This is a genomic window from Novosphingobium taihuense, assembly GCF_007830315.1.
Lineage (GTDB): Bacteria > Pseudomonadota > Alphaproteobacteria > Sphingomonadales > Sphingomonadaceae > Novosphingobium > Novosphingobium taihuense.
The window spans coordinates 204,005-226,529 of sequence record NZ_VLKJ01000002.1 but is presented as its reverse complement, the minus strand read 5'-3'; the positions used below and the strand labels follow the sequence as shown (position 1 = coordinate 226,529).

Sequence of the window (22,525 nt, the reverse complement as noted above, 5' to 3'; positions counted from 1 at the left end):
CTGTCAGAGCCCGAACACCTTCATCGCGTTCTCGCGCAGGAACTTGGGCCATACCTCGTCCTTGAACGGAACGTTCTGCATGTCGGACATGATGCGATCGAGGCTGAGGCCCATGGGGAAGTACCCGGCGTAGATCACCTTGTCGGCGCCGCGCGTGTTGGCATAGTCGATTATCGCCTTGGGGTAATGCTTGGGCGCAAAGGCGCTGGTCGAATAGTAAAGGTTCGGCCATTTCAGCATCAGCTTCACCGCCAGCGCTTCCCACGGCTCGGCCCCGTGGCGCATCACCACCTTCAGTTCGGGGAAGAACCAGCAGACCTCGTCGAGATGTTCGACCTTCTGCGTTTCCATCGGGATGCGCGGGCCGGGAATGCCGACGTTGAGCAGGATCGGAAGGCCCAGTTCCTCGCAAGTCGAATAGATCGGCCACATGTACTTGTGGTTGATCGCCACCTGCGGCAGCGTGCCCGAAGGGAAGCACGAAACCGCCGAAAGGCCGACTTCGGCATGGATGCGCTTGATCCGGCGGACTTCCTCGGTGCCGTTGTTGGGATTGATCGGCAGGTCGAAGAAGAAGCGGTCGGGGTAGAGTTCCTTGGCACGGTACGACGTCTCGTTCTCGTTCCAGCCGACGAGCGCCTTCTCGACATTGTGCTTGTCCATCTGCGCCACGGTCCAGGCAAGGTAATCGTCCTGCTTGCCCGACTGCGGAATGTCCTTGAACATGTACTGCGCGGGCATGGCGAACTGGCCGAGCGTCTGCTGATCCTTGATCAGCGCACGGAACGGCGCGAACCATTCGGCGCGGTCCTCGGCATCGGGAATGCCAAGCATGCAGTCGATGATGCCGATGTTGTCTGGCATTGCCATGTCATTGTTCTCCGGAAAGGGTGGGCCACAGCTTGCGCAGGGCGATCTTGTCGACCTTGCCCAGCGCGTTGCGCGGCAATGGGGTGGTGGTGACGGCAACCCGGGTGGGCGCCTTGTAACGGGCGAGGTGGCTGGCGACCCATTCGATCACGCCCGCCTCATCGATGTCCGGCGCGATGACGACTGCGACCAGCCGTTCGCCCAGCCGCTCGTCGGGCAGGCCGAATGCGGCGCATTCGGTGAGGCCGGGGATCGTGCCGAGCACGCGCTCCACCTCGGCGCAGTAGATGTTCTCGCCGCCTGAGATGACCATGTCCTTCTTGCGGTCGACGATGAAGACATAGCCGTCCTCGTCGACGAGACCGACATCGCCAGTGCGCAGCCAGCCGTCGGGGGTCAGCACGGCGGTGGTTTCCTCCGGACGGTTCCAGTAGCCCAGCATGACCTGCGCCCCGCGCACCACGATCTCGCCGGTCTCGCCGGGGGGGAGGATCGCGCCATCTGGCCCTTCGATGCGCACGTCGACCATCGAAAGCCTGCGCCCCGCTGCCGCAGGCCGCGCCATGAATTCCGGCCCAACCGCCTGCGCAATCGCGCCCGAACACTCGGTCATGCCATAGCCGGTGCCGATCTGCGCATGCGGGCACAGCGCGTGGACTTCCTCGACAAGGTTGACCGGCAGCGCCTGTCCGCCGCAGCCGATATTGCGCAGGCTTGAAAGGCTGGTGCCGTCAATCCGGGCGCGGTGGAGGATGTCCCACAGCATCGTCGGCACGGCGCTGAACATGGAAATCTGCTCTGCCGCGATCAGCCGCGCGGCTTCCTCGGCATCCCAGCGGCGCATGATCACCACCTTGCCGCCGCCGAGGAACGGCGAGAGAAAGCCCGAACCAAGGCCGGAGATGTGGAACAGCGGATAGACCAGCAAAGAGGCCTGCTGCGGCATTTGCGCGATCAGGGCTTCGGTCGTCGTGCCCATTTGCGCGGCCATGTTGCCCAGCACGATCATGCCCGACATCTGCGTGGTCATCAGCCCGGTGATGACGTTGCGATGCGAAAGCACCGCGCCCTTGACCCGCCCCGTCGTGCCCGAGGTAAACAGGATGGCGCAGGGATCGGTTGCCTTTGCCAAACCGGCATCAGGCGCAGCATTGCCCGCGCGGCGCGCGAGTTCCTCGGCGTCGAAAGGCTTGGTCAGATCGAGCACGCGGCCGGTGAAACCTGCCTCGCGGATCGCAGCGGCGCGCTCACTGTCGGCCAGCACCACGGCGGGATCGACGTCCTCGAGCATGGCGAGAAGTTCGGGCCCTGAGCCACGGCTGTTGACCAGCACCGCCACGCCACCCCCCTTTATCACGGCAAGGAACGCCACCAGCCACTCCGACCGGTTGCGCATGGCGATGGCGACGCGGTCTCCGCGCGCAATGTGCAGGATCGGTACGAGCTGGTCGCGCCAGGCGAAGACCTGATCGTAGGACATGCGGCGCTCGGTGCCGGCGCTGTCGAAATCGACAACGCAGGTGCGTGTCCCAAAGCGGCGCGCGGATTCGATCAGCAGGTTGAGATCGGGCGGGGCGGCGACGAACTGGCGCAGGCCTTCACGCTCACCGATCTCGAACGGAGAGCCTGGCCCGGCCACCTTGGTCAGCACCGGATCGGCGGCGAGCAGGGCGTCAGGCGCGCTCATGCCGGGACCGGTGATACATTGAACTTCTCCCATCGAATCGATGCAGGCCATCGTTTCGCTATGGTCTATGACAGCATATGCGGATTTGAAAGCTATAATATTTGCGCATTGGCTGTTTCTTGCCTCATTCTACCGAATATGCGCAAGGTTTTGTGGCACGGCTTACGCAAATCTGGCAGGTTTGTATGAAGCAGAGCGCAGCCGCGCCAAGTGCAAGACAGAAAATGGCAGGAGATTGAGGATGACGGACCGGTTTCCGGATGGCGCAGTGATCGTGTTCGGCGGCAGCGGCGGGCTGGGGCGCGGCGTGGCGCTGGAGTTCGCGCGCGAAGGCTCCGACGTCGCAATCGTCTATCGCTCGAAGCAGGCCGTGGCCGAGGAAGCGGCGGCGCTGATCACGGCGATGGGGCGCAAGGTCACGATCCACCAGGCCGACGTGCGCGAGCGCGGGCAGGTGCAGGCCGCATTCGCCGAAGCGGTCGCCGCGCATGGCCGCGTGCACACGGTGGTGTGGGGTGCAGGGCCGGTCGTGCCGCAGGTTCACATCGGCGACTGGACCGAACAGATGTTCCGCGATTCCATGGAGATCGAGGCGTTCGGCTTCAACAATGCGGTCCACACCGCGCTGGCGCACATGCGCGCGATGGGCGGGGGCAGCTTCGTCCATCTCGGCTCTGCCGGACACGACTGGTGGCCCGCGCAGGACGGGCTTTCGGTTGCGCCCAAGGCCTGCAACGAAGCGCTGATCAAGGGCATCGCCAAGGAGGAGGGCAAGTTCAACATCCGCGCCAATTCGGTGCTGGTGGGCGTGATCGATGCGGGGCAGTTCAAGGTCCACAAGGAAGTCGGCACCTTCACCCCGGAATGGGAAGCGGAGGTCAAGGCCATGCTGCCATTAGGCCGCTGGGGCGCGCCCGAGGACATCGGGCAGGCCGCAGTCTTCTTCGCCTCGGCCCGCGGCAACTACGTCACCGGGCAGACGATCTCGGTCTCGGGCGGGTTCGGTGTCTGAGCATCCATTGGCTCCGCGCGTGATGTCGCCCGAGGAAGCGGCGGCACGCGCGGCCTTGCGCCACCTCGTCGACGCCTATGGCCATGGCATCGATCGCCGTGACTGGGACCTGCTGCGCACGCTGTATCACGACGATGCGGTGGACGATCACACCCCATACTATTGCGGCTCGGCAAGCGGCTACATCGACTGGCTGCCGGGAATGATGGCGAACTGGCGGGCGACGATGCACACCGCCTTCACGCAACTGCTGGTGCTGGATGGCGACCGCGCCGAGGGCGAAGTGACCGCGCGGGCATGGCACCTGACGCTGGACGGCACGCGCCAGTTCGTCGCCTGGGGCCGCTATGCCGATCACTACGAGCGGCGGCAGGGCATCTGGCGCTTCGCGCGCCGCTCTTTCATCCTCGACCATGCCGAGGACTTGCCCGCCAACATTGGCGATGATTTCGGCAGCGAAGGGGTCGGCACCGGGCGAGTCGGGGCGGATGATCCGGTCTATTCCCGGTTGGGGTTGTTCGGGGGCTGATTGCCCACCCCGCTGCGACTAACCTCGCCTTCGGCTCGCCAAGTCTCGCGGCCCTCCCGCCTGCGGGAGGGCAGGATTGCAGCGCTGACGTTTCACCCCCCTCCCGCAAGCGGGAGGGGCCGGGGGTGGGCAATAGCGCAACCTCAGTCGAAGTTCGCCTGCCCGCCATCGAGCGGGATCGTCGCTCCGGTCAGGTAGCCCAGATCCTGCCCGCATAGCGCGACGATCGCGCGGCCGATGTCTTCCTCCAGCTTGCCGATGCGGCCCAGCGGGATGGTCCTGAAGAAGGCCTTGGCCTCTTCCGGATTGTGCTCCAGCCAACCTTTCAGCCCCGGCGATTCCGCATGCGGCGCGATTGTGAGGACGCGAATGCCTTCGCGGCCCTATTCGGCAGCGGCGGCGCGGGTGAGCGAGCGGATCGCCTGCTTGACCGCGGCATAGGCACCGTACCCCGCCATGTCCCAGCGGATGCCGGCCGAGGAGCAGAGATTGAAGATCGTGCCACCGCCGCGCGCCGCCATGTGCGGGCGGGCGAGCTTCATCAGGCGACGGGTGGCGAGAGGGCCGGATTCGAACCCGGCCATGAATGCCTCGTCGGTCACGTCCTCGAGCTTGCCCAGCGGCACTTCCTGCGCGTTGTTGACGAGGATATCGAGCCCGCCGAACGTGGTGACGGTCTGGTCGACCATCGCGGCAAGATCGGCGGCGTCCTTCACATTGCCAACAAGGGGAAGCGCCTTGCCGCCGCGCTCGGTGATCAGCCGCGCGGTCTCTTCCACTTTGGCCAGCGTGCGCCCGGTGATCGTCACGGCCACGCCTTCGCTTGCCAGCGCGAGCGCGATTCCCTGGCCCACGCCTTGCCCGCCGCCGGTGACAAGCGCGACCTTGCCTGCCAGATTTGCCATCGCTCTTCCTTTCGATTCCGTTTCCGCAAGGCGTATAGAGGCGGATAATGCGTAGCAACAGGAAATAAAGATTACGCGTAGCCCGTTCGGGTGATGAACCCGGATGCGCTTGCGGAGAGTGTCTGGCGACAAGTTGCGAATTATCGGGATGGGATGAGAATGACTGAGAACGACGGCCAGCGCAGACTGCGCTATGCGGTGATCGGTGCGGGGATGTCGGGCGTTATGGCAGCGATCAAGCTGCTGCAGCGCGGCGATGCCGATTTCGCGGTGTTCGAGAAAGGCGCGGAGCTTGGCGGCACCTGGCGCGACAACCGCTATCCGGGGCTGACCTGCGATACGCCCTCGCACGCTTACAGCTACAGCTTTGCGCTCAACCCGGACTGGAGCGCCTATTACGCGACCGGGCCGGAAATCCACGCCTACTTCAAGGGCGTGGCCGAACGCTTCGGCGTGATGCCCTACATCCGCTTCAACAGCGAAGTGACCTCGTGCACCTTCGATGACGCAACGAAGACCTGGACGCTCGGCATTGTCGATGGCTCGACATACGAGGCCGACGTGGTGATCGTCGCCACGGGCGTGCTGCACCATCCGAAGATGCCGGACCTGCCGGGGCTGGAGACCTTTGCCGGAAAGGCCTTCCACTCGGCCCGCTGGGACGACAGCGCGGTGCTCGATAACGGGCGGGTCGGCGTGATCGGTTGCGGTTCCACGGGCGTGCAGATCGTCAACGCGCTGAGCAGTCGGGCGGCCAAGCTGGTCCACTTCCAGCGTTCGCCGCAGTGGATCATGCCGGTGGTGCAGTTCGAGTACACCCCCGAACAGCGCGCCGCCTTTGCCGCCGATCCCTCGCTGATCGAGGCGATCCGCAATGATCCGCAGTACTGGGAAGCCGTCTATCGCTTCACCGAAGGAGTCACCGATTTCACCAGCCCGCAGATGCAGGAGATCGAGGGCTACTGCCGCCAGAACCTCGAACAGAACGTGCACGATCCGGAACTGCGCGAGAAGCTGCGCCCGGATTACCACGCGGCGTGCAAGCGGCTGATCTATTCCTGGGAATACTATGAGTGCGTGCAGCGTCCCGGCGTTTCGGTAGAGGTCGGCGCGATCGAGCGGATCGTTCCGGAAGGCGTGCTGATGAAGGATGGCACCTTGCACGAGCTTGACGTGCTGGTGCTCGCCACCGGTTTCCGCGCCGACAGCTTCATCCGCCCGGCGGTGGTGACGGGCAGGGGCGGGCGCTCGCTTGACGAGTTCTGGGCGACGCGCCCGACCGCGCACTATGCGATCGCCATGCCCGATTTCCCGAACCTGTTCATGCTCAACGGCCCCGGTGCGCCGGTCGGAAACTTCCCGCTGATCGACATTGCCGAACGGCAGTGGGACTACATAGAGCAGCTGCTCGAACCCGTCCGCAGCGGAGAGGCCCGCACGGTCGAGCCCTCACAGCCCGCCTATCAGGCCTACGAGGCACGCCGCATCGAGGCCGCGAAGAAGACGATCTTCGGATCGGGCTGCACCAGCTGGTATCTCGACAAGACCGGTATCCCGGCAACCTGGCCATGGGGCTACCATGACTTTGCCAATGCCATGGCAAAGCCGGTGGCCGATGAGTTCGCATTCGCGGCCTGACCTTGCGAGCCGTCCAGATCCGGACTACATTCGGTCTGAATTTGGACGGAGCCGTGTCATGGGCCTTGAAAGCCGCATCAAGCCGATAAGCTACCTCAAGGCCAACGCCGCCGAAGTGCTGCGCGAGTTGAACGAGGGCGCAGAGCCACTGGTCATTACCCAGAATGGCGAGGCCAAGGCCGTGCTGCAGGATGCGGCAAGCTATTACCAGATGCAGGAGACGATGGCCCTGCTGAAGCTGCTGGCGCTGGCGAAGGAAGACATGGACGCAGGCCGGACCTATCCGGCCGAAGGCATGCTTGACCGCATTACCGGCGAGCGACCTGCCGATGCCTGAAGCGAGCATTCGCTATACCGAACAGGCCCGGCTGGATCTCCGGCAAATCTTCGAGCAGCGGCTGGCGCAGCGCGGAGCCGATGGCTGGGATGGTGCGCGGGCGCTGGTTGCCGAGATCCTGGCCACGATTGATGGGCTGGCGGATTATCCCGAGCGTGGGCCGCAAGTGCCGGAACTCGTCGATCTGGGCGACAAGCGGTGGCGGCAGGTGCTCCATGCGCCCTATCGCGTGGTCTACCATCTGGGCGATGATGTGGTGACCATCGCCATGGTCGCGGACGGGCGCCGGGATTTCACCACGCTGCTGCAACGCCGCCTGCTCGCGCTGAAGCGCTAACCCGCCAGCGCGGCCTTGTCGCGCTCCAGCGTGCGCACGGCGCGCAGGGCAGCCCAGACGCCGATATAGCCGGTGGGGATGGCGACCGAGAGGCCGATGCGCAGGCCGTGGGGGCCGGCTCCGGCGATCCAGTCCGACAGTTGCCCCGCAAGGACTGGGCCGAGCACGTTGGCAAACATGCTCGCGATCAGCAGGACCAGTGCGGTGCCGGTGGCGCGGTGGTTGTTGGGCAGGATGTGCTGCAGCCCGGCAAGCACGCCGACCGACCAGCCTCCGCCCATCAGGCCGGCAGGCACGGCGATCAGGCGGGCTATTGTCAGGCTGTCGCTCCAGGTGACGAGCAGGATCGCCGTCGTTGCGCCGCCGAGCGCCAGCGCGGTCAGGCGCATCTGGACCGTGGCGTCGCCCTTGCCGAGACGGTCGGCCAGAAAGCCGAAGCCAAGCACGCCAAGCAGGCCGGGCAGGCCGAATGACAGCGCGAAAGTGGCGCCAGCAGCCTGCGTCGAAAGGCCATAGGCGCGCTCGAACAGGGCAGGGCCCCACATGCCGAACGTGACTCCCGACAGTGAACCGAGTGCCATGATCGTGGCCAGCAGCATGACCGAGGGCGTGCCGATCAGCAGGCGCATGGTCTGCTTGAGCGGGAGCGTGGGGGTGGCGGCGTCCGCAGCCTCGCGCGCGGGTTCGCGCACGATCAGCCATGTCGCCATGGCGATGACGATGCCGACAATGCCCAGCGCGTGGAAGGCCGTCTGCCAGGTGGAAGCCGCTGCGATGGCGGGGCCTCCGGCAAGTCCTGCCATCTGGCCGACATAGATCGCGGTTCCCAGCAGCGCGAAGGCGCGGCCCCGTTCGTTGGCGGGGAAATAGGCGGCGATCAGGGCGGCGGCGGGGGCCTGGTAGGCGGCCTCGCCGATGCCCACGCCGACGCGGGCGAGCGCTAGCATTTCAGGGCTGGTCGCAAGGCCCGAAAGCAGGGTGAAGAAGCTCCAGAAGCCGCAGCCCAGCGCGATGATCGTCACGCGCGAGCGGCGGTCGGCCGCGCGGGCGATCGGCAGGGTGAAGACGCTGTAGAGCAGCGCGAAGGCCGGGCCCATCAGTGCGCCCATCACTGTGTCGCTGATGCCGAAGTGCGCCTTGATCGGCTGGGCAAGGCCCGGGATCAGGAAGCGGTCGGCATAGTTGAGCACCGCGACCATGACCAGCAGCGCCAGCGCCAGCCAGCGGTTGGTGAGAGGCTGGCCACTTGCCGTGAAGCGCGCGGCAGCGCCTGCCGTGATGGGAGCGGCCATGCCGATCAATCCCGCATCTGCGCGCCGCCGTTGACATGCCAGACCTGCCCGTTGACCCATGCGCCATCTTCCGAGGCGAGGAAGGTCACGGCAGCGGCAATGTCTTCAGGCTGGCCGAGGCGGGTGTGCGGAACGGCGGCGAGGCCACGCGTCACGTATTCGTCGGTAAGGTGCTGCCTGACCGCCTCGGTGAGGACGAGACCGGGGCAGATCACGTTGGCGCGAACGCCCTTCTTGCCGAACTTTGCGGCAACGTGGCGGGCGAGCGCGTGGATCGCGTTCTTGGTCATCGGATAGGCGACCTGCCACGGCGCCCCGCCCGATGCCGCGCCCGAGGACGTGTAGATCATCGCCCCGCCGCCGCGCTCGATGATCTTCGGCAGTGCCGCCTGCGTGGCGAGAAAGTGGCTCTTGGTATTGATCGCGAAGCTGAGGTCCAGCACGTCCTCGGTGCAGTCGAGGATGTCGTTGTCGCCCCCGGTGCCGCCCGCAAGGTTGGAGTGGTAGAAATCCAGCCCGCCGTAGGTCTCGACCGCGCAGGCGACGATCGCGGCTTGCGAGTCCGCTTGCGTCCCGTCAAGCTGGATGCCGGTGGCACTGCCGCCGGTGGCACGGATGCTCTCGGCAACTTCGCCCGCCCAGTCGCCCATGAGGTCGCCAATGACGACCTGGGCACCTTCTTCGGCAAGGCGCCGGGCCGTGGCTGTGCCAATTCCGCGCCCGCCGCCCGCAACGATACCGACCTTGCCCTTGAGGCCCTTCATCCCGATTCTCCCGTCATTGCATAATTGCGGATATTAAGGACGCTTGAATTATGCAAAACGGCATATCACGAGATTTCTGTCTGCGCAATCAGCGTTTCATATCGGACATTTCTTCGCATTCACTAAGTCTGGTGATTCGCTATCTGTCGCACCGGAGGCATCTGCTGGACAGGCTCTTTCAACTCCGTTTGCGCTGGATGGCCTCGCAAGAAATCTGATAAAGCGCACAAATCCGAGCAGAAAGGCACGTTTGCGTATTACAACTTGCCATCAGATACGCATTTGCTATGTTCCCCGACGACAAGGGTTTTGGGGGAGTTATTATGAACACCGGTAACTGCGCATGCTTCGCCGTGCGTCTCATGCTCGGCGCCAGCCTGGCTGCCATTGGCGGAACCGCTTTTGCGAACGATGCTCCGGCGGATGGGGCAGAGCAGCAGGCAACGGATGATCAGGGCCAGCTCGAACAGATCGTCGTCACCGCGCAGAAGGTCGAGCAGAACCTGCAGGACGTGCCGCTGGCGATCAGCGCGATCAGCGCCGACAAGGTCGAGAAGCTCGGCATCCGCGATGCCAAGGACCTGTCCGGCCTCGCGCCGAACGTGACCATCGTGCAGGGTACGACCAACGCCAACGCGGCGGTGATCTCGATCCGAGGCATACCCACGCCCGCAACCGAAACCTTCGGTCTCGACACCGCCAACGGCCTCTACATCGACGGCGTGTTCATCGCCCGCTCGGGCGGGAGCGCGCTGGACGTGACCGACATCGAGCGCGTCGAAGTGCTGCGCGGGCCGCAGGGCACCCTGTTCGGCCGCAACACCACCGGCGGCGGCATCGCCTTCATTTCGCGCGCGCCGTCCAAGCAGTTCCGCCTGACCGCACAGGGCGGCTATGGCAACTACAATGCGTTCAACGGCCGCATCACGCTCGATCCGGGCGAGATTGCCGGGATCGCCACCAGCTTCACCTACTCGCACCGCCAGCGCAACGGCATCGTCGACAACCTCAACGAGCCCGATGATTCCCGCGATCCCGGCGCGCAGAACACGGATTCGTTCCGCGTTGCTGCCAAGGCGGACATCGGCGGAACAGGTTCGATCCAGTACATCTTCGACTGGAGCCGCACCGATGCCTCGCCGATCAACTTCCAGCTGACCAACGTTGCGCCGGGCGGCGTGCGTCCGCCGGTGACGGTGAATGGCGTTCCCGTGGTCGTCACGCAGCAGGCCCCGGTCGCGCCGTTCCTGCAGACGGTGAACTTCCTCGACCCGCGCTGCGCCGCGCTTGCCACGCCCAACCGCGAATGGCGCAAGACGGTGTGCAACGACATCAACAGCCGTTCGACCGACAAGGCCTGGGGCCATAACGTTCAGGTCCAGAACGATTTCGGCGCCTTCCATTTGAAGTCGACCACCGGCTACCGCTTCTGGAACAACGACAGCGTCACCGACCTTGACGGCATCGGCGCGTTCACCGCGCCGCGCTTCACCAATGCCACGCTGTTCAACGGCATGCCGGTTGGCCTGCTGCAGTTCATCCCGTCGATCCCGGCCAACTTCCGCCCGTTCATTGCCGCATCTCCAGTGCCGACGGTGCAGCAGAACCTGTTCGACACCAACAACAGGCGCCGTCACAAGCAGTTCAGCCAGGAAGTCGAGATCGGCAACGAGACCGACAATCTCGACTGGGTGCTGGGCGCGTTCTACTTCTGGGAGAAGGGTTCGGAGTACAACCCGCAGAACAGTGGCTTCGTGCTCGATACCAACGGGATCTTCCTCGGCAACTTCGGTCCGCTCGGCCCATCGTTCGTCGCCGCAAATCCGGCGCGCTATCGTCTGGTCCAGACGCTCTCGGTGCTCGATTACACCGCGACCGCCGAAAGCACCGCAGTCTATGGACAGGCGACGTTCTATCCCGGCGGCAAGGACAGTGGCCTGCGCCTGACCGCAGGCGGACGCTATACCTGGGACAACAAGTCGATGGTCCGCCGCCAGAACGGCGCGGCCCCGCTCGCCACGCCCGAACAGGGCCGGTCGAGCTTCAGCAAGTTCACCTGGAACCTGATGGTCGGCTATGATGTGACCGACAACGTCAACGTCTATGGCCGCATCGCCACCGGCTACCGCTCGGGCGGGTTCAACGCGCAGGACCCCTCGGTCGCGGGCGTGCTGCCCTCGTTCAAGTCGGAAAACGTGACCTCGTACGAAGTCGGGCTCAAGTCCGAACTGTTTGACCGCCGCGTGCGCTTCAACCTTGCCGGGTACTACAACGAATACAAGGATCTGGCCCTTGCCGTGCCGATCACCAATCTCGCACCGGGAACCTTCGCCACGAAGATCACCAACGCAGGCAAGGTGACCTACACCGGCGTCGAGGCGGAACTGACTGCGGTTCTTACCGACAACTTCACTTTCGAAGCCAACGCCGGTTACGTCGACATCAAGTACAAGGAGTTCCTTGCAGGTCTCCCGGTCGCCGCAGGGCAGCCGCTGGTCAACATCGCGCAGTTTGCCACGCCGGGCTATACTTCGCCCTTCACCGCCAATCTGGCGATGAACGCGCAATTCCCGCTGGGCGACAACGGCATGCGCCTGACCGGCCGCGTCAGCTATGCCTACGAAGATGGCAAGTACAGCTTCTCGAACGTGCTCGCCTCGCCCTTCAACGAAGCGATCAAGGGCGAGAACCGCAACATCGTCGACGCGCAGGTCGCCATCGATCGCATCCCGCTGGCGGGCAGCGAGGCCATGGTTCGCTTCTGGGTCAAGAACCTGACCGACGAGAACAATCTCGTCCGCGCCATCGACTTCGGCGCGCTGGGCTACGGCGGCGGCTATTACGCCGATCCGCGCACTTACGGCGTCACCGTTGGCGTGAAGTTCTGATCTTGGGGAGGATGGCAACATCCTCGGGCGGCCCCGCTTCTGCAGATGCAGGAGCGGGGCTTTTCCGTAATTACGCGTTCATGTTATAAAAACGCATCTTCACAACCGAATGCGTATCCCTATAGCTTGTGCGAAAGCGAATCATGCAAGGTTCGCGTGGGAGAGCCGTGATGACGATCAGCCTTGAAGACCTCGCCGCGCGGCTGACCGCGCTTGAGGACAAGGAAGCGATCCGGGCGCTGAAGGCGCGCTACTTGCGGGCCTGCGACCTGAAGCAGGTGGAGGATGTGCGCGATTGCTTTGCGCCCGGCAAGATCCGCATCGCGTATGAGAACTTCCCCGAATTCGATGATCGCGATGCCTTCGTCGCCATCTATCAGCAGATGGCCTGCAACGGCGGGGTCTATGATATCCACCACGCCACCAACTGGCAGATCGAGCTTGAGAGCGAGACGCGGGCGACGGGCAAGTGGTCGCTCAATTTCCGCACGATCCTCACCGGCCCGCGCCAGGTGGTGCGCCTCGCGGTGGAGTATGACGACGTCTACGAAAAGCGCGACGGGCGCTGGTGGATTGTCGAGACGGTCAGCCGCGTCACCTCGATGCTGACCGAGCAGGTGGACGAGGACGGCAGCGTCACCGTGATCGCGCTGGCTGAAGCGCCGGCCGCTTGACCTTCGAAAGGGAATTCCAGACATGGCAATCAATTACGGCCTCGATGGCAAGGTGGCGCTGGTGACCGGCGCGGGCGGCGGCATCGGCCGCGCGGCGGCAGAGGCATTCGCGCGGTCGGGCGCGAGCGTGATGGTCAGCGATGTGAACGAGGCGGGCGGTGCAGAGACCGTCGCGCTGATCGAGGCGGCAGGTGGCAAGGCCGCCTTCGTGCGCTGCGACGTGAGCAATGCCGAAGAGGTCAAGGCGATGGTCGCGGCCACGGTCGCATCGTTTGGCGGTCTGGACTGCGCGTTCAACAATGCCGGGATCAACCGCATCACCGACGACCAGTACGACGACGCGATCTGGGAGCGCGATATTGCGATCAACCTGTCGGGCGTGATGCGCTGCATGCGCGAGGAAGCGGCGGTGATGCTGCAGAATGGCGGCGGGTCGATCGTCAACACCGCCTCGATCAATGGCCTTGTCGGCAATGGCGGGCAGCCTGCCTATACTGCGGCGAAGCACGGCGTCGTCGGCCTTGCCCGCCACGGTGCGCTGCGCTGGGCGAAGGCGGGCATCCGCGTCAATGCGGTCTGCCCCGGCGTGATCGAAACACCGATGACCGCGCCGCTGGTGCAGAACCCGGAAATGAAGGCGCTGATCGACGGGATGACGCCGATGGGGCGCATGGGACAGGCCAGCGAGATTGCCGAGGCGGTGGTGTGGCTGTGTTCGCCAGCAGCAAGCTTCGTCACCGGGCACGCGATGGTGGTGGACGGCGGGGCGACCGCGTTCTGATCTGAAGCGACACTACGGCGCGCCCGGCACGTGGGTGAAGTGCTGCGCCTTGTACCAGGCAAGGTCGTGCTCGGGCGCGGCCATGCCTTGGGGCAGGGGCAGGCCGTTCAGGCTGGTCCAGTAGGCAAGGCTGGAATCGCGCCACCACTTCGCCTCCCGCGTCTGGATGGCGAGGTAGGTATCGGCCTTGGCCCAGCGTTCGGGATCGACGCGGCCCTTCAGCGTGGCCCAGTCGCGGCGCATGGCCATCACTTCCGCAACTCCACGGTCATAGCGGCGGGCAAGGGCTTCCCACAGGGTGCGGCCATCGGCCATGCGCCACTCCCACGGCAGATGGTGGAACCATAGCAGCAATTCGGGCGGGGTGGTTTCCGGGCGGGCAAGCCTTGCCGCGATGGCGGGCGCATATTGCGCGATGGCGTTGCTGCCGGTCCGGGTGCGATCAAAACCGATGCCGTTCCGATCGGCGCGGTGGTAATAGACCGGGTTCCATTCGGGGCGCTTCAGATCGTCGATCCACGGGCCGGGGCCGTAGTGGTGATCGCTGCTGAAAAGGTGGGCAAGGCCGAAGGCGCCGGTGTAATCGACCACCGCCTCGCGCGAGCGCATCATCATCGCGCTGGCGGTGTCGATCACGCGGGCGTCGGGGCCGAAGGTCTGCGCCGCCCATTCGCGGGCGATGGCCTGCGCTGGCAGGGTGGGGTCCCAGGCGAGGCGGCCGAAAGCGTACCAGTTCGCCTGATTGAATGTGCTGCCAGTCCAGTCCCGGTCACGCCCGATGTTGGACACGCCTGAGACAGCGGTAAGGGTATCGGCGACGGTCTGGCCCGCTTCATTGCCCTGGGTCACATGTCCGGTTGGCGTATCGAGCGCTTCGGCAAACAGCGGGCCGAGGTAGGCGAGGTGGGTGGCAAAGCCGAGGTATTCCTTGGTGATCTGGAACTCGGCAGCAAGGCGGGTGCGCGGCATCGCGCCGAACAGCGGGTGGACCGGTTCGCGCGGCTGGAAATCGATCGGGCCGTTCTTGACCTGCACGATCACGTTGCTGGCGAACTGGCCGTCGAGCGGCTGGAACTCGGCATAGGCCTGTTTTGCCCGGTCGGTCGGGTCGCTGTCGGCATAAACGAAGGCACGCCACAGGATCACGCCGCCGTGGGGCTTTACCGCTGCGGCCAGCATGTTCGCGCCATCGGCATGGCTGGCGCCATAATCGCGGGGCCCCGGCTGGCCTTCGCTGTTGGCCTTGACGAGGAAGCCGCCGAAATCGGGAATGGCGCGATAGATCTCGTCAGCCTTGGCCTGCCACCATGCGGCGACGGCGGGATCGCGCGGGTCAGCCGTCTTGAGGCCGCCCAGTTCGATGGGGGCGGAAAAGCGGGCCGAGAGATAGACGCGGATGCCCCACGGGCGGAACACATCGGCCAGCGCCGCGGCCTTGGCGATATAGGGCGCGGAGAGGCTTTCCGCCTTGGCGTTGACGTTGTTGAGCACGGTGCCGTTCACGCCGATCGAGGCGTTGGCGCGGGCGTAGTCGGTGTAGCGCGGGTCACGGTAGTCGGGCAGCGTCCACCAGTCCCACAGCGATTGCCCGGCATAGCCGCGCTCGACCGAGCCATCGAGATTGTCCCAGTGGTTGAGCAGGCGCAGGGCCACGCGCGGCGTGGAGCGCAGGCTCGCTTGCGCCGGATCGCCGCCGCTGCGGACATGGCGGATCAGCGCGAAGGCACCGTAGAGCACGGCGACGTCGGTCTGCCCGTTGATGACCAGCGTGCTGCCGCTGCGCCGCACGGCATAGCCTTCGTTGCCGAGGCCAGCATCCTTGACGCGTGCAAGGCGGATCGGCGGCGTATTGGCGGGCAGGGCGCGGCGCAGTTCATCGGCGGCGAGGATGAGCGTGGGGCTGTTGCCTTCCACCGTAACGCTTGCGTTGCCGCCCGCGGAGCCCAACCACAGGCGGTAGCCGTCATCCGCATGGGCAGGGCCTGCCACCGCCATGGCCAGCAGCAGGCCCACGGCCATCCGGCGCAGGGTGCGGAACATCGGCATCCTCTTCAAATCGTTGAATGGTAGCGGTATCAACATGCTGCCGCATTGGCAACGCTCGCCCTTGCTTTTAACCGTGCGCTTAATTACCCCTGTGTAAGCAAAGCCGCGAGCAACGCGGAATCGGGACAGGTGGATGATGGCCGAAGGCGCGTTCGACTATATCGTGATTGGCGCGGGCAGTGCCGGATCCGTGCTGGCCGCACGGTTGACCGAAGACCCCCACGTGCGCGTGCTCCTGCTTGAGGCGGGCGGGCGCAACACCTCGGTGCTGGTGCGTATGCCGGCGGGCGTGGGCACGCTGATCAAGCAGAAGAGCAAGCACAACTGGGGCTTCTGGTCGGAAGAGGAGCCCCACATGGACAATCGCCGCATGTGGCATCCACGGGGCAAGGGCCTTGGCGGATCTTCGGCGATCAACGGCATGGTCTATATCCGCGGCCACGCCCGCGATTATGACCAGTGGCGGCAGATGGGGCTGGATGGCTGGTCCTATGCCGATGTCCTCCCCTATTTCCGCAAGGCCGAGGATTATTCGGGCGGCGCGGACCAGTTCCACGGCACCGGTGGTCCGCTCAAGGTCAACTGGGGGGAGAATTCGGATCACCCGCTCTATCGCGGCGTGATCGAGGCGGGGCGGCAGGCCGGACACAAGGTGACGCCCGATTTCAACGGGGCGGATCAGGAAGGCTTCGGCCGCTACCAGTTGACCATCAACGATGGCCAGCGCTGGAGTGCGGCGCGCGGCTACCTCGCGCCGATCGCGGGCAAGCGCAGCAACCTTGCCGTGGTGACCGGCGCGCGGGTCCACCGCATCGTCGTCGAGAACGGGCGCGCCACGGGCGTCGAGTATTCTCTCGGGCAGGGCAAGCCCGTGAACCGCGCTGATGCGAAGCGTGAAGTGCTGCTCTGTGCAGGCGCATTCCAGTCTCCGCAGATCCTCCAGCTTTCAGGGATAGGCGATCCGCTGGCGCTGCGGGCCAAGGGCGTCACGCCGGTCCATGCGCTGAAGGGCGTGGGCGCCAACCTGCAGGACCATCTCGACGTCACGCTCAACTGGGCCTGCACGCAGCCGATCTCGCTCTACAACGAGATCAAGGGTCTGGGGCAACTGAAGGTGGGACTGCAATATCTGCTGACCGGCAAGGGCACCGGGCGGCAGAACGGGCTGGAAGCGGGGGCCTTCCTCAAATCGCGGCCCGATCTGGACCGGCCGGACCTGCAGATCCACTTCGTCATCGCGATCATGCAGGAACATGCCAAGGTCCAGGCCAAGCGCGATGGCTTCACCTTCCACGTCTGCCAGCTGCGCCCGGAAAGCCGGGGCCGCGTCTCGCTTTCCAGCACCGATCCCTATGCCGATCCCTCGATCCTCACCAACTTCCTCGCCGCCGAGGAGGATCGCCGCGTGGTGCGCGAAGGCATCCGCATCGCGCGCGAGGTCGCAGGGCAGGAGGCACTGGCCCCCTATCGCGGCGAGGAGATCTGGCCGGGGGCACATGTCGAGTCCGACGCGGACATCGACGCATGGGTGCGGGCGAAGGGCGAGACGATCTACCACCCCGTCGGCACCGCCAGGATGGGCACGGCGGACGATCCGCTGGCCGTGGTCGACAAGGACTGCAAGGTGATCGGGCTGGAAGGCCTGCGCGTGATCGATGCCTCGGTCATGCCGACGCTGATCGGGGGCAACACCAATGCCCCTACGATCGTGATCGCCGAGAAGATCGCCGACGTGATCCGGGGCCTGCCGCCACTGGCCCCGGCAGAGACGCGGGTGGCGGAAATGGTGTGACAATGTGATGAAGCCCATTGCGCGCGAGGGGGCGGTTGCGCCACCGTGCCGCGCATGATCAAGCGCCTGTTTGCCAAGCATCCCGTCCTCACCACCGCTGGCGCATTGGCGCTCGGCAGCCTTGGTATAGGCACTGCGCTGTGGGCCTGTGCCGATACCTCGTGCTATCCTGGCTGGCAGCTGGGCGCGCTGGAGTATGACTGCGCAGGCCGCGCGCTGATCAGCCCGGGCAACGATACGCGCATCAACATGGTCATGCTGATGCAGAGCGTGCAGCCGGGTGCGACATTGCCAGCCGCTGCGAAGATTGATCCCAACGATCCGCAGTTCGGCAAGGTGTTCCTTTCGTGGGAGGGCCTGCGCGCCTCGCTCTGGCCGGAGCCGGAGGTTGCCGAGCCCGAGTATGACGAGAAGAAATGCACCGAGGCTGAGGCGGGCAGTGGCGATTTTCTTGAGGCGCTGACGGCAGACAAGGGTGTTCCGGCGGGAGAACGGGCGGCGCTGACTGCCTTGCGCGCCACGGCAGGCTGCCATGAGGGTGAGTGGAACGACGCGGCCATAGCCAGCAAGCAGGGCGGCGCGTTCCTTGCCTATCTGAAAGCCGCCGATGCCTTCCACAAGGCGGACTATGCGGCGGCGGAGGCGGGCTTTGCCGCGCTGGAGAAGGCGGGCAATCCGTGGATTGTCGAGACGGCGCGCTACATGCCGATCCGCACCGGCCTGCGCCGTGCGGCGGCGACGTCGCTTGATGAATGGGGCGATTTTGCCGGGCCGGACAAGGTTGACCGGGCAGCGCTGAGCGCGGCGGCCAAGGCGATCGATGCCTACCTCGCCGCTTATCCCAAGGGGCGCTATGCCGCATCGGCGCAAGGTCTGAAGCGGCGCGTGGCGTGGATGGGCGGCGATATCGATACGCTGGTCGGCACATATGAGGCGATGCTGAAGGCAACGCCCGCCTCCAGCGTCGCAGCGGCCCAGCTGGCCGAGGAAATCGACCGCAAGCTGCTAGATCGTGAGGATGCGGCAGCTGTTGTGGCAAAGCAGGGCAAGGCGCCACTGCTGCTGGCGCTGGCCGACATGAAGAAGATGCGCCCGGTCTATGACGGGCCGGCGGTGGGGCTTTCCGCCGCCGACCTTGCCGCGCACAAGCCGCTGCTGGCCTCATATCCCGATCTATATGGTCTGCTGGAAGCAACCCGGATCACCTACGCGGGCGAGAACGCGAAACCGATCCTTGCTCTCCTGCCCGATGCTGCGAAGGCGCAGGGGATGACGCCTCTGGCCTTCAGCCGCCAGTTCGTGCGCGGGCAGGCACTTTCCGCGCTGCGCGATCCCAACGAGGCCGGGTTCTGGCGTGAGCTGATCGGCGCGGCCAGCCCGTTCCACCAGCGGCCGCTCGCCGAACTCGGCCTTGCCCTGCGCTGGCAGAAGGATGGCCGGGTGGATCAGGTCTTCGACCCCGGATCGCCGGTGCAGGAGCAGTCGATCCGCGAGGTGCTGCTGCAGACGGTGGCCAGCCCCGCGATCCTGCGCGCGAGCGCGGAGGATGCCTCGCGATCAGGCCATGAGCGCGACGTTGCGCGGTTCTCGCTGCTGCACAAGGACCTGACGCGCGGGGCCTTTGCCGATTTCACGCGCGACGTGGCGCTGGTGCCCGGCGAAGCAAATTCCGACGGAGGCCTGTGGGGTTTTGCCCAGCAGGACAAGGTGCCGGTCGGCCTGTTCACCAAGGGCCAGTGGTCCGATGGCTTCGCCTGCCCCGCAATCGCGCAGACTGCCGCCACGCTCGCCCGCAATCCCGCAGACCAGCGCGCCCGCCTGTGCCTCGGCGATTTCTGGCGCTTGAACGGGTTTGATGGGTTTGCCCTGCATACGCCCGGCGATGGCGCAAACGTGCTGGGGAAGGGGACAGACCTCTTCCCCGGTAAGTCCAGCTATCGCGATGCGATCTATGCCGCGATCATTGCCGACAAGGCAGCCCCGGCGGACCTGCGCGCCTATGCGCTCTACCGCGCGGTGCGCTGCTATGCGCCTGCGGGCTACAACGGTTGCGCAGGGCCTGCCCGCTCCACGGCAGAACTCGAAGCCGCGCAGGCGCCGCTGGCCGTGCGCAAGGGCTGGTATGACGAGCTGAAGAAGCGCTACCCGCAAAGCCAGTGGGCCAAGGCGCTGCGCTTTTACTGGTGAACTGGCGCGCTCCGATCCTGCCTGCATTGCTGCTGCTCGCGTCGTGCGAACGGCAGGCGCAAGCACCCCGTGTGCAGGCCGAAACGGCAGGGGCGGTGTTCGTCTGGCCTGGCGTCCATCCCTCGCCGCAGATCAAGGCGAAGACCGTCTACCTGCTCGATGGCGAAGTGCGGCGCGAAGGCGCGGCGCGGCTCCACCCCTTGCGCATGGGCACCCCGCGTCTGCCCGGCCGCACGCTGTGGCTGGTGGTGCGGGCCGAGCGGCTGGACTGGACAGACGCCACCCGCGCCGCGATCCTTGCCAACCTGGCCAAATGGCGCGCGGCGGGCAACGATGTCGCAGGCCTGCAGGTCGATTTCGATGCCTCCACCCGCGGCCTTGGGAATTACGCCGCGTTCCTCAAGGACTTGCGCGCCCGCTTGCCCGCGGACCTGCGCCTCTCGATCACCGGCCTGATGGACTGGAGCGCCCACGGCGATCCGCAAGCCTTGGCGCAGCTTGCCGGAACGGTCGACGAGGTCGTCGTCCAGACCTATCAGGCTCGCTCCACCATCCCGGGATACGAGGCTTATTTCGCGAAGATGCAAGGCTTCCCGATCCCGTTCCGGGTCGCTCTCGTCGAAGGCGGAGAGTGGCAGGCGCCACCCGGCCTCGAAAGCCAGCCACAGTTCAAGGGCTATGTCGTTTTCCTGCTGAAGCCGCAGAACCGCTAAGGGAATCTACGCGTCGCCTTGGCAGCATATTTTTAGAAAAAAACGATAATTGTCCGTATCTTAACCGGGGTGTAACTTCTCCCGGCGGATGTTTTGGCCAATGCGCAGGACGCGGGACTTCTTCAAGCTGGACACCAGCGATGCCGAGCTTTCCCGCGCGCAATTCCGCTCGTTTTCGGTTCACATGCCGCTGCTCTACGCGATTCTCGTGTGCAATGCGGTGGCGATCACGGTCTCGTTCTTCGACGCAAACCTGCTCTTCAAGACCTTCGTCACCCCGCTGTTCATCTGCAGCATCGCCATCTGGCGGGCGGTCTGGTGGTGGCGCCAGAGCGATCCGGCAAGGCTGACGGACGCGCAGATCGACAGCTATCTGAAGCGCACCTGCAACCTTGCGGTCATCATGACCGTGGCGTTCGAGGCATGGTGCATGTGGGTTTTCCAGGATGGCAGCGGCTATACCCGTGCCAATCTCACCTTCTTCCTCGCACTGACCGAAGTCAGCACGGTGTTCTGCCTGATGACCTTGCGCGCCGCCGCCATGCGCGTGGCGCTGGTCAGCACGGCTTCGTTCGTCTTCTACTTCTCGTGGGTCGATGACTGGCAGATGCTGTCCCAGTCGATCGTGCTGTGCATCGTTGCCGTGGGCATGGTCGTGGTCACGCATCGCTACAACCTGTCGTTTTCCGCGCTGATCCGCTCGCAGCGCCACTTGCGCATCCGCCAGCGCGAAACCGAAAAGCTCTCCGAGGAAAACCGCCGCATCGCCTTCAGCGATCCGCTGAGCGGACTGCCCAACCGCCGCGAATTGCTCACGCGGCTGGACCGGCTCGAGGCCCGCTCCGATCTCGCGTACGACACGCTTGCACTGATCTTCATCGATCTCGACGGCTTCAAGGCGGTCAACGACGAGCATGGCCATCAGGCGGGTGACGCACTGATCCGCAGCATCTGCATCCGGCTGAACCAGCATTGCCCGCTCGAAGCCCGGCTTGCCCGCATCGGTGGTGACGAGTTTGCCGTGGTGGTCGATGCGCCCGGAGCCGAAGCCAGAGCCCTGACGCTTGCCGCCACCTTGCTCGAGGAAGTCTCGCTCCCGGTCGTGGTCGAACGCCACGTGCTGCAGGTTGGTGCCAGCATCGGCATCGCCTCAAACACCGACGATTCCGCCAATCCACGAGAACTTCTGCGCCGCGCCGATACGGCGATGTATCACGCCAAGACGCAGGGCAAAGGCCAGATCGCGGTCTACAACCCGACCTTCGACGAGGGCCGCCTGCACCGCCTGGCGGTCGAGGCGCAGATCGGGCGCGGGCTGTCGAGCGGCGAATTCGAAGTCCATTACCAGCCCGAGGTCGATGCGAAGACGGGCGAAGTCGTGGCGGTAGAGGCGCTGCTGCGTTGGCCGCGCCGTCTCGAAGGCCCCCTGCCACCTGACGAGTTCATCGAGATCGCCGAAGCTACTGGCCAGATCCACCCGCTCGGCATGTTCGTGCTCGAACGCGCCTGCCGCGATATCGCCCCGCTCGGCAATCTGCGGTTGAGCGTGAATGTCAGCCCCGCCCAGTTCCGCGATGCCCATTTCGAACGGCAAGTCGCCCATGTGCTCGAACAGACGCAGTTTCCGCCTCACCGGCTGCAGTTCGAGATCACCGAGGGCTACCTGCTCGCCAATCCGGAACGCGTCGTCCGCGCCGTGGAGACGTTCAAGAGCCGGGGGCTATCGATTGCGCTCGACGATTTCGGCACCGGCTTCACCAGTATCCATTACCTGCGCAGCTATGGCTTCAGCCACATCAAGATCGACAAGTCCCTGCTCATCGGCCTCAGCCCCGGCAGCAAGGCCGCGATGCTGGTGTCTGGCGCAATCATGCTGGCATGCGGGCTCGACATGCGGGTGATCGCCGAAGGCGTCGAGACCGACGAGCAGGCCGACCTGCTGCGCAAGGCAGGATGCCACAAGCTGCAGGGCTTCCTGTTTGGCAAGCCCATGCCGCTCGACGAATTTGTTGCCCATCTTGCCCGCAGTCGGCGTGCCTTGGGCGAATCCCCGGTGCGCATCGCCAGCTGACC

At 65.2% G+C, this 22,525-nt stretch carries 17 protein-coding genes and 1 pseudogene; 12 read left to right on the top strand and 6 right to left on the bottom strand.

The features are described 5' to 3' along the window. Positions 1-3: 3 nt before the first annotated feature. Positions 4-870, bottom strand: coding sequence for an amidohydrolase family protein (locus IQ25_RS06025; RefSeq protein WP_144903729.1), 867 nt, complete (start codon positions 868-870; stop codon positions 4-6). A gap of 1 nt (position 871) precedes the next feature. Further along, positions 872-2,557 (bottom strand): class I adenylate-forming enzyme family protein, encoded by a 1,686-nt coding sequence (locus tag IQ25_RS06020; RefSeq protein ID WP_246415642.1) that lies wholly within the window; start codon positions 2,555-2,557, stop codon positions 872-874. A gap of 241 nt (positions 2,558-2,798) precedes the next feature. Between IQ25_RS06020 and IQ25_RS06015 the strand changes: the two genes are divergently transcribed. Both IQ25_RS06015 and IQ25_RS06010 read left to right on the top strand, forming a co-directional pair. After that, on the top strand, positions 2,799-3,569 hold the full coding sequence (locus IQ25_RS06015; RefSeq protein ID WP_144903724.1) for an SDR family NAD(P)-dependent oxidoreductase: 771 nt from the start codon (positions 2,799-2,801) through the stop codon (positions 3,567-3,569). Further along, positions 3,562-4,098, top strand: coding sequence for a nuclear transport factor 2 family protein (locus tag IQ25_RS06010; RefSeq protein WP_258536961.1), 537 nt, complete (start codon positions 3,562-3,564; stop codon positions 4,096-4,098). Before IQ25_RS06015 ends, IQ25_RS06010 begins: the two co-directional genes overlap by 8 nt. 143 nt (positions 4,099-4,241) lie before the next feature. On the opposite strand, the pseudogene IQ25_RS06005 reads toward IQ25_RS06010, so the two are convergent. Next, positions 4,242-5,003, bottom strand: a pseudogene (locus IQ25_RS06005) (SDR family NAD(P)-dependent oxidoreductase). Positions 5,004-5,162: 159 nt separating this feature from the next. On the opposite strand from IQ25_RS06005, the gene IQ25_RS06000 reads away from it, so the two are divergent. The 3 genes from IQ25_RS06000 to IQ25_RS05990 are packed head-to-tail and all read left to right on the top strand — an operon-like array spanning position 5,163 to position 7,315. After that, positions 5,163-6,641 carry a flavin-containing monooxygenase gene (locus IQ25_RS06000; RefSeq protein WP_144903721.1) on the top strand — a complete coding sequence of 493 codons (1,479 nt, stop codon included), beginning with the start codon at positions 5,163-5,165 and terminating at the stop codon, positions 6,639-6,641. Between the two features lie 58 nt (positions 6,642-6,699). Further along, on the top strand, positions 6,700-6,978 hold the full coding sequence (locus tag IQ25_RS05995; RefSeq protein WP_144903718.1) for a type II toxin-antitoxin system Phd/YefM family antitoxin: 279 nt from the start codon (positions 6,700-6,702) through the stop codon (positions 6,976-6,978). Beyond that, a complete protein-coding gene (locus IQ25_RS05990) occupies positions 6,971-7,315 on the top strand; it encodes a type II toxin-antitoxin system RelE/ParE family toxin (RefSeq protein WP_144903714.1) in 345 nt (114 codons plus the stop codon). Before IQ25_RS05995 ends, IQ25_RS05990 begins: the two co-directional genes overlap by 8 nt. Here the strand turns inward: IQ25_RS05990 and IQ25_RS05985 are convergent. Beyond that, complete coding sequence (locus tag IQ25_RS05985) at positions 7,312-8,607, bottom strand: MFS transporter (protein ID WP_144903711.1); 1,296 nt, start codon at positions 8,605-8,607, stop codon at positions 7,312-7,314. The two genes, IQ25_RS05990 and IQ25_RS05985, sit on opposite strands and share 4 nt — an antisense overlap. A gap of 5 nt (positions 8,608-8,612) precedes the next feature. Further along, positions 8,613-9,371 carry an SDR family NAD(P)-dependent oxidoreductase gene (locus IQ25_RS05980; protein ID WP_144903708.1) on the bottom strand — a complete coding sequence of 253 codons (759 nt, stop codon included), beginning with the start codon at positions 9,369-9,371 and terminating at the stop codon, positions 8,613-8,615. A 323-nt stretch (positions 9,372-9,694) separates the two neighbouring features. Between IQ25_RS05980 and IQ25_RS05975 the strand changes: the two genes are divergently transcribed. The 3 genes from IQ25_RS05975 (at position 9,695) to IQ25_RS05965 (ending at position 13,714) form a co-directional block, all read left to right on the top strand. Continuing rightward, on the top strand, positions 9,695-12,259 hold the full coding sequence (locus IQ25_RS05975) for a TonB-dependent receptor (protein WP_144903705.1): 2,565 nt from the start codon (positions 9,695-9,697) through the stop codon (positions 12,257-12,259). 170 nt (positions 12,260-12,429) lie between these two features. Further along, positions 12,430-12,933: a nuclear transport factor 2 family protein gene (locus tag IQ25_RS05970; protein ID WP_144903703.1), complete on the top strand. Its 504-nt coding sequence runs from the start codon at positions 12,430-12,432 to the stop codon at positions 12,931-12,933. 22 nt (positions 12,934-12,955) lie between these two features. After that, positions 12,956-13,714, top strand: a complete 759-nt coding sequence (locus tag IQ25_RS05965; RefSeq protein ID WP_144903700.1) for an SDR family NAD(P)-dependent oxidoreductase — start codon at positions 12,956-12,958, stop codon at positions 13,712-13,714. Positions 13,715-13,726: 12 nt separating this feature from the next. On the opposite strand, the gene IQ25_RS05960 is transcribed toward IQ25_RS05965, so the two are convergent. Then, a complete protein-coding gene (locus IQ25_RS05960; protein ID WP_144903697.1) occupies positions 13,727-15,754 on the bottom strand; it encodes an alpha-glucuronidase in 2,028 nt (675 codons plus the stop codon). 142 nt (positions 15,755-15,896) lie between these two features. Here IQ25_RS05960 and IQ25_RS05955 point away from each other — a divergent pair, with 142 nt between their 5' ends. From IQ25_RS05955 to IQ25_RS05940, 4 genes are all read left to right on the top strand, one after another. Continuing rightward, positions 15,897-17,552, top strand: coding sequence for a choline dehydrogenase (locus IQ25_RS05955; RefSeq protein WP_144904219.1), 1,656 nt, complete (start codon positions 15,897-15,899; stop codon positions 17,550-17,552). A 54-nt stretch (positions 17,553-17,606) separates the two neighbouring features. Beyond that, complete coding sequence (locus IQ25_RS05950; protein ID WP_144904217.1) at positions 17,607-19,739, top strand: hypothetical protein; 2,133 nt, start codon at positions 17,607-17,609, stop codon at positions 19,737-19,739. Further along, a complete protein-coding gene (locus IQ25_RS05945; RefSeq protein WP_258536960.1) occupies positions 19,736-20,452 on the top strand; it encodes a DUF3142 domain-containing protein in 717 nt (238 codons plus the stop codon). Before IQ25_RS05950 ends, IQ25_RS05945 begins: the two co-directional genes overlap by 4 nt. A gap of 100 nt (positions 20,453-20,552) precedes the next feature. Then, complete coding sequence (locus IQ25_RS05940) at positions 20,553-22,523, top strand: putative bifunctional diguanylate cyclase/phosphodiesterase (RefSeq protein WP_144903694.1); 1,971 nt, start codon at positions 20,553-20,555, stop codon at positions 22,521-22,523. The last annotated feature ends 2 nt before the right edge of the window (positions 22,524-22,525 follow it).

Excerpts from the sequence above, each read along its gene's own strand:
- IQ25_RS06025 (WP_144903729.1), bottom strand. The coding sequence starts at position 870 with ATGGCAATGCCAGACAACATCGGCATCATCGACTGCATGCTTGGCATT.
- IQ25_RS06020 (WP_246415642.1), bottom strand. The coding sequence starts at position 2,557 with ATGAGCGCGCCTGACGCCCTGCTCGCCGCCGATCCGGTGCTGACCAAG.
- IQ25_RS06015 (WP_144903724.1), top strand. The coding sequence starts at position 2,799 with ATGACGGACCGGTTTCCGGATGGCGCAGTGATCGTGTTCGGCGGCAGC.
- IQ25_RS06000 (WP_144903721.1), top strand. The coding sequence starts at position 5,163 with ATGACTGAGAACGACGGCCAGCGCAGACTGCGCTATGCGGTGATCGGT.
- IQ25_RS05995 (WP_144903718.1), top strand. The coding sequence starts at position 6,700 with ATGGGCCTTGAAAGCCGCATCAAGCCGATAAGCTACCTCAAGGCCAAC.
- IQ25_RS05990 (WP_144903714.1), top strand. The coding sequence starts at position 6,971 with ATGCCTGAAGCGAGCATTCGCTATACCGAACAGGCCCGGCTGGATCTC.
- IQ25_RS05985 (WP_144903711.1), bottom strand. The coding sequence starts at position 8,607 with ATGGCCGCTCCCATCACGGCAGGCGCTGCCGCGCGCTTCACGGCAAGT.
- IQ25_RS05980 (WP_144903708.1), bottom strand. The coding sequence starts at position 9,371 with ATGAAGGGCCTCAAGGGCAAGGTCGGTATCGTTGCGGGCGGCGGGCGC.
- IQ25_RS05975 (WP_144903705.1), top strand. The coding sequence starts at position 9,695 with ATGAACACCGGTAACTGCGCATGCTTCGCCGTGCGTCTCATGCTCGGC.
- IQ25_RS05970 (WP_144903703.1), top strand. The coding sequence starts at position 12,430 with ATGACGATCAGCCTTGAAGACCTCGCCGCGCGGCTGACCGCGCTTGAG.
- IQ25_RS05965 (WP_144903700.1), top strand. The coding sequence starts at position 12,956 with ATGGCAATCAATTACGGCCTCGATGGCAAGGTGGCGCTGGTGACCGGC.
- IQ25_RS05960 (WP_144903697.1), bottom strand. The coding sequence starts at position 15,754 with ATGTTCCGCACCCTGCGCCGGATGGCCGTGGGCCTGCTGCTGGCCATG.
- IQ25_RS05955 (WP_144904219.1), top strand. The coding sequence starts at position 15,897 with ATGGCCGAAGGCGCGTTCGACTATATCGTGATTGGCGCGGGCAGTGCC.
- IQ25_RS05950 (WP_144904217.1), top strand. The coding sequence starts at position 17,607 with ATGATCAAGCGCCTGTTTGCCAAGCATCCCGTCCTCACCACCGCTGGC.
- IQ25_RS05940 (WP_144903694.1), top strand. The coding sequence starts at position 20,553 with ATGCGCAGGACGCGGGACTTCTTCAAGCTGGACACCAGCGATGCCGAG.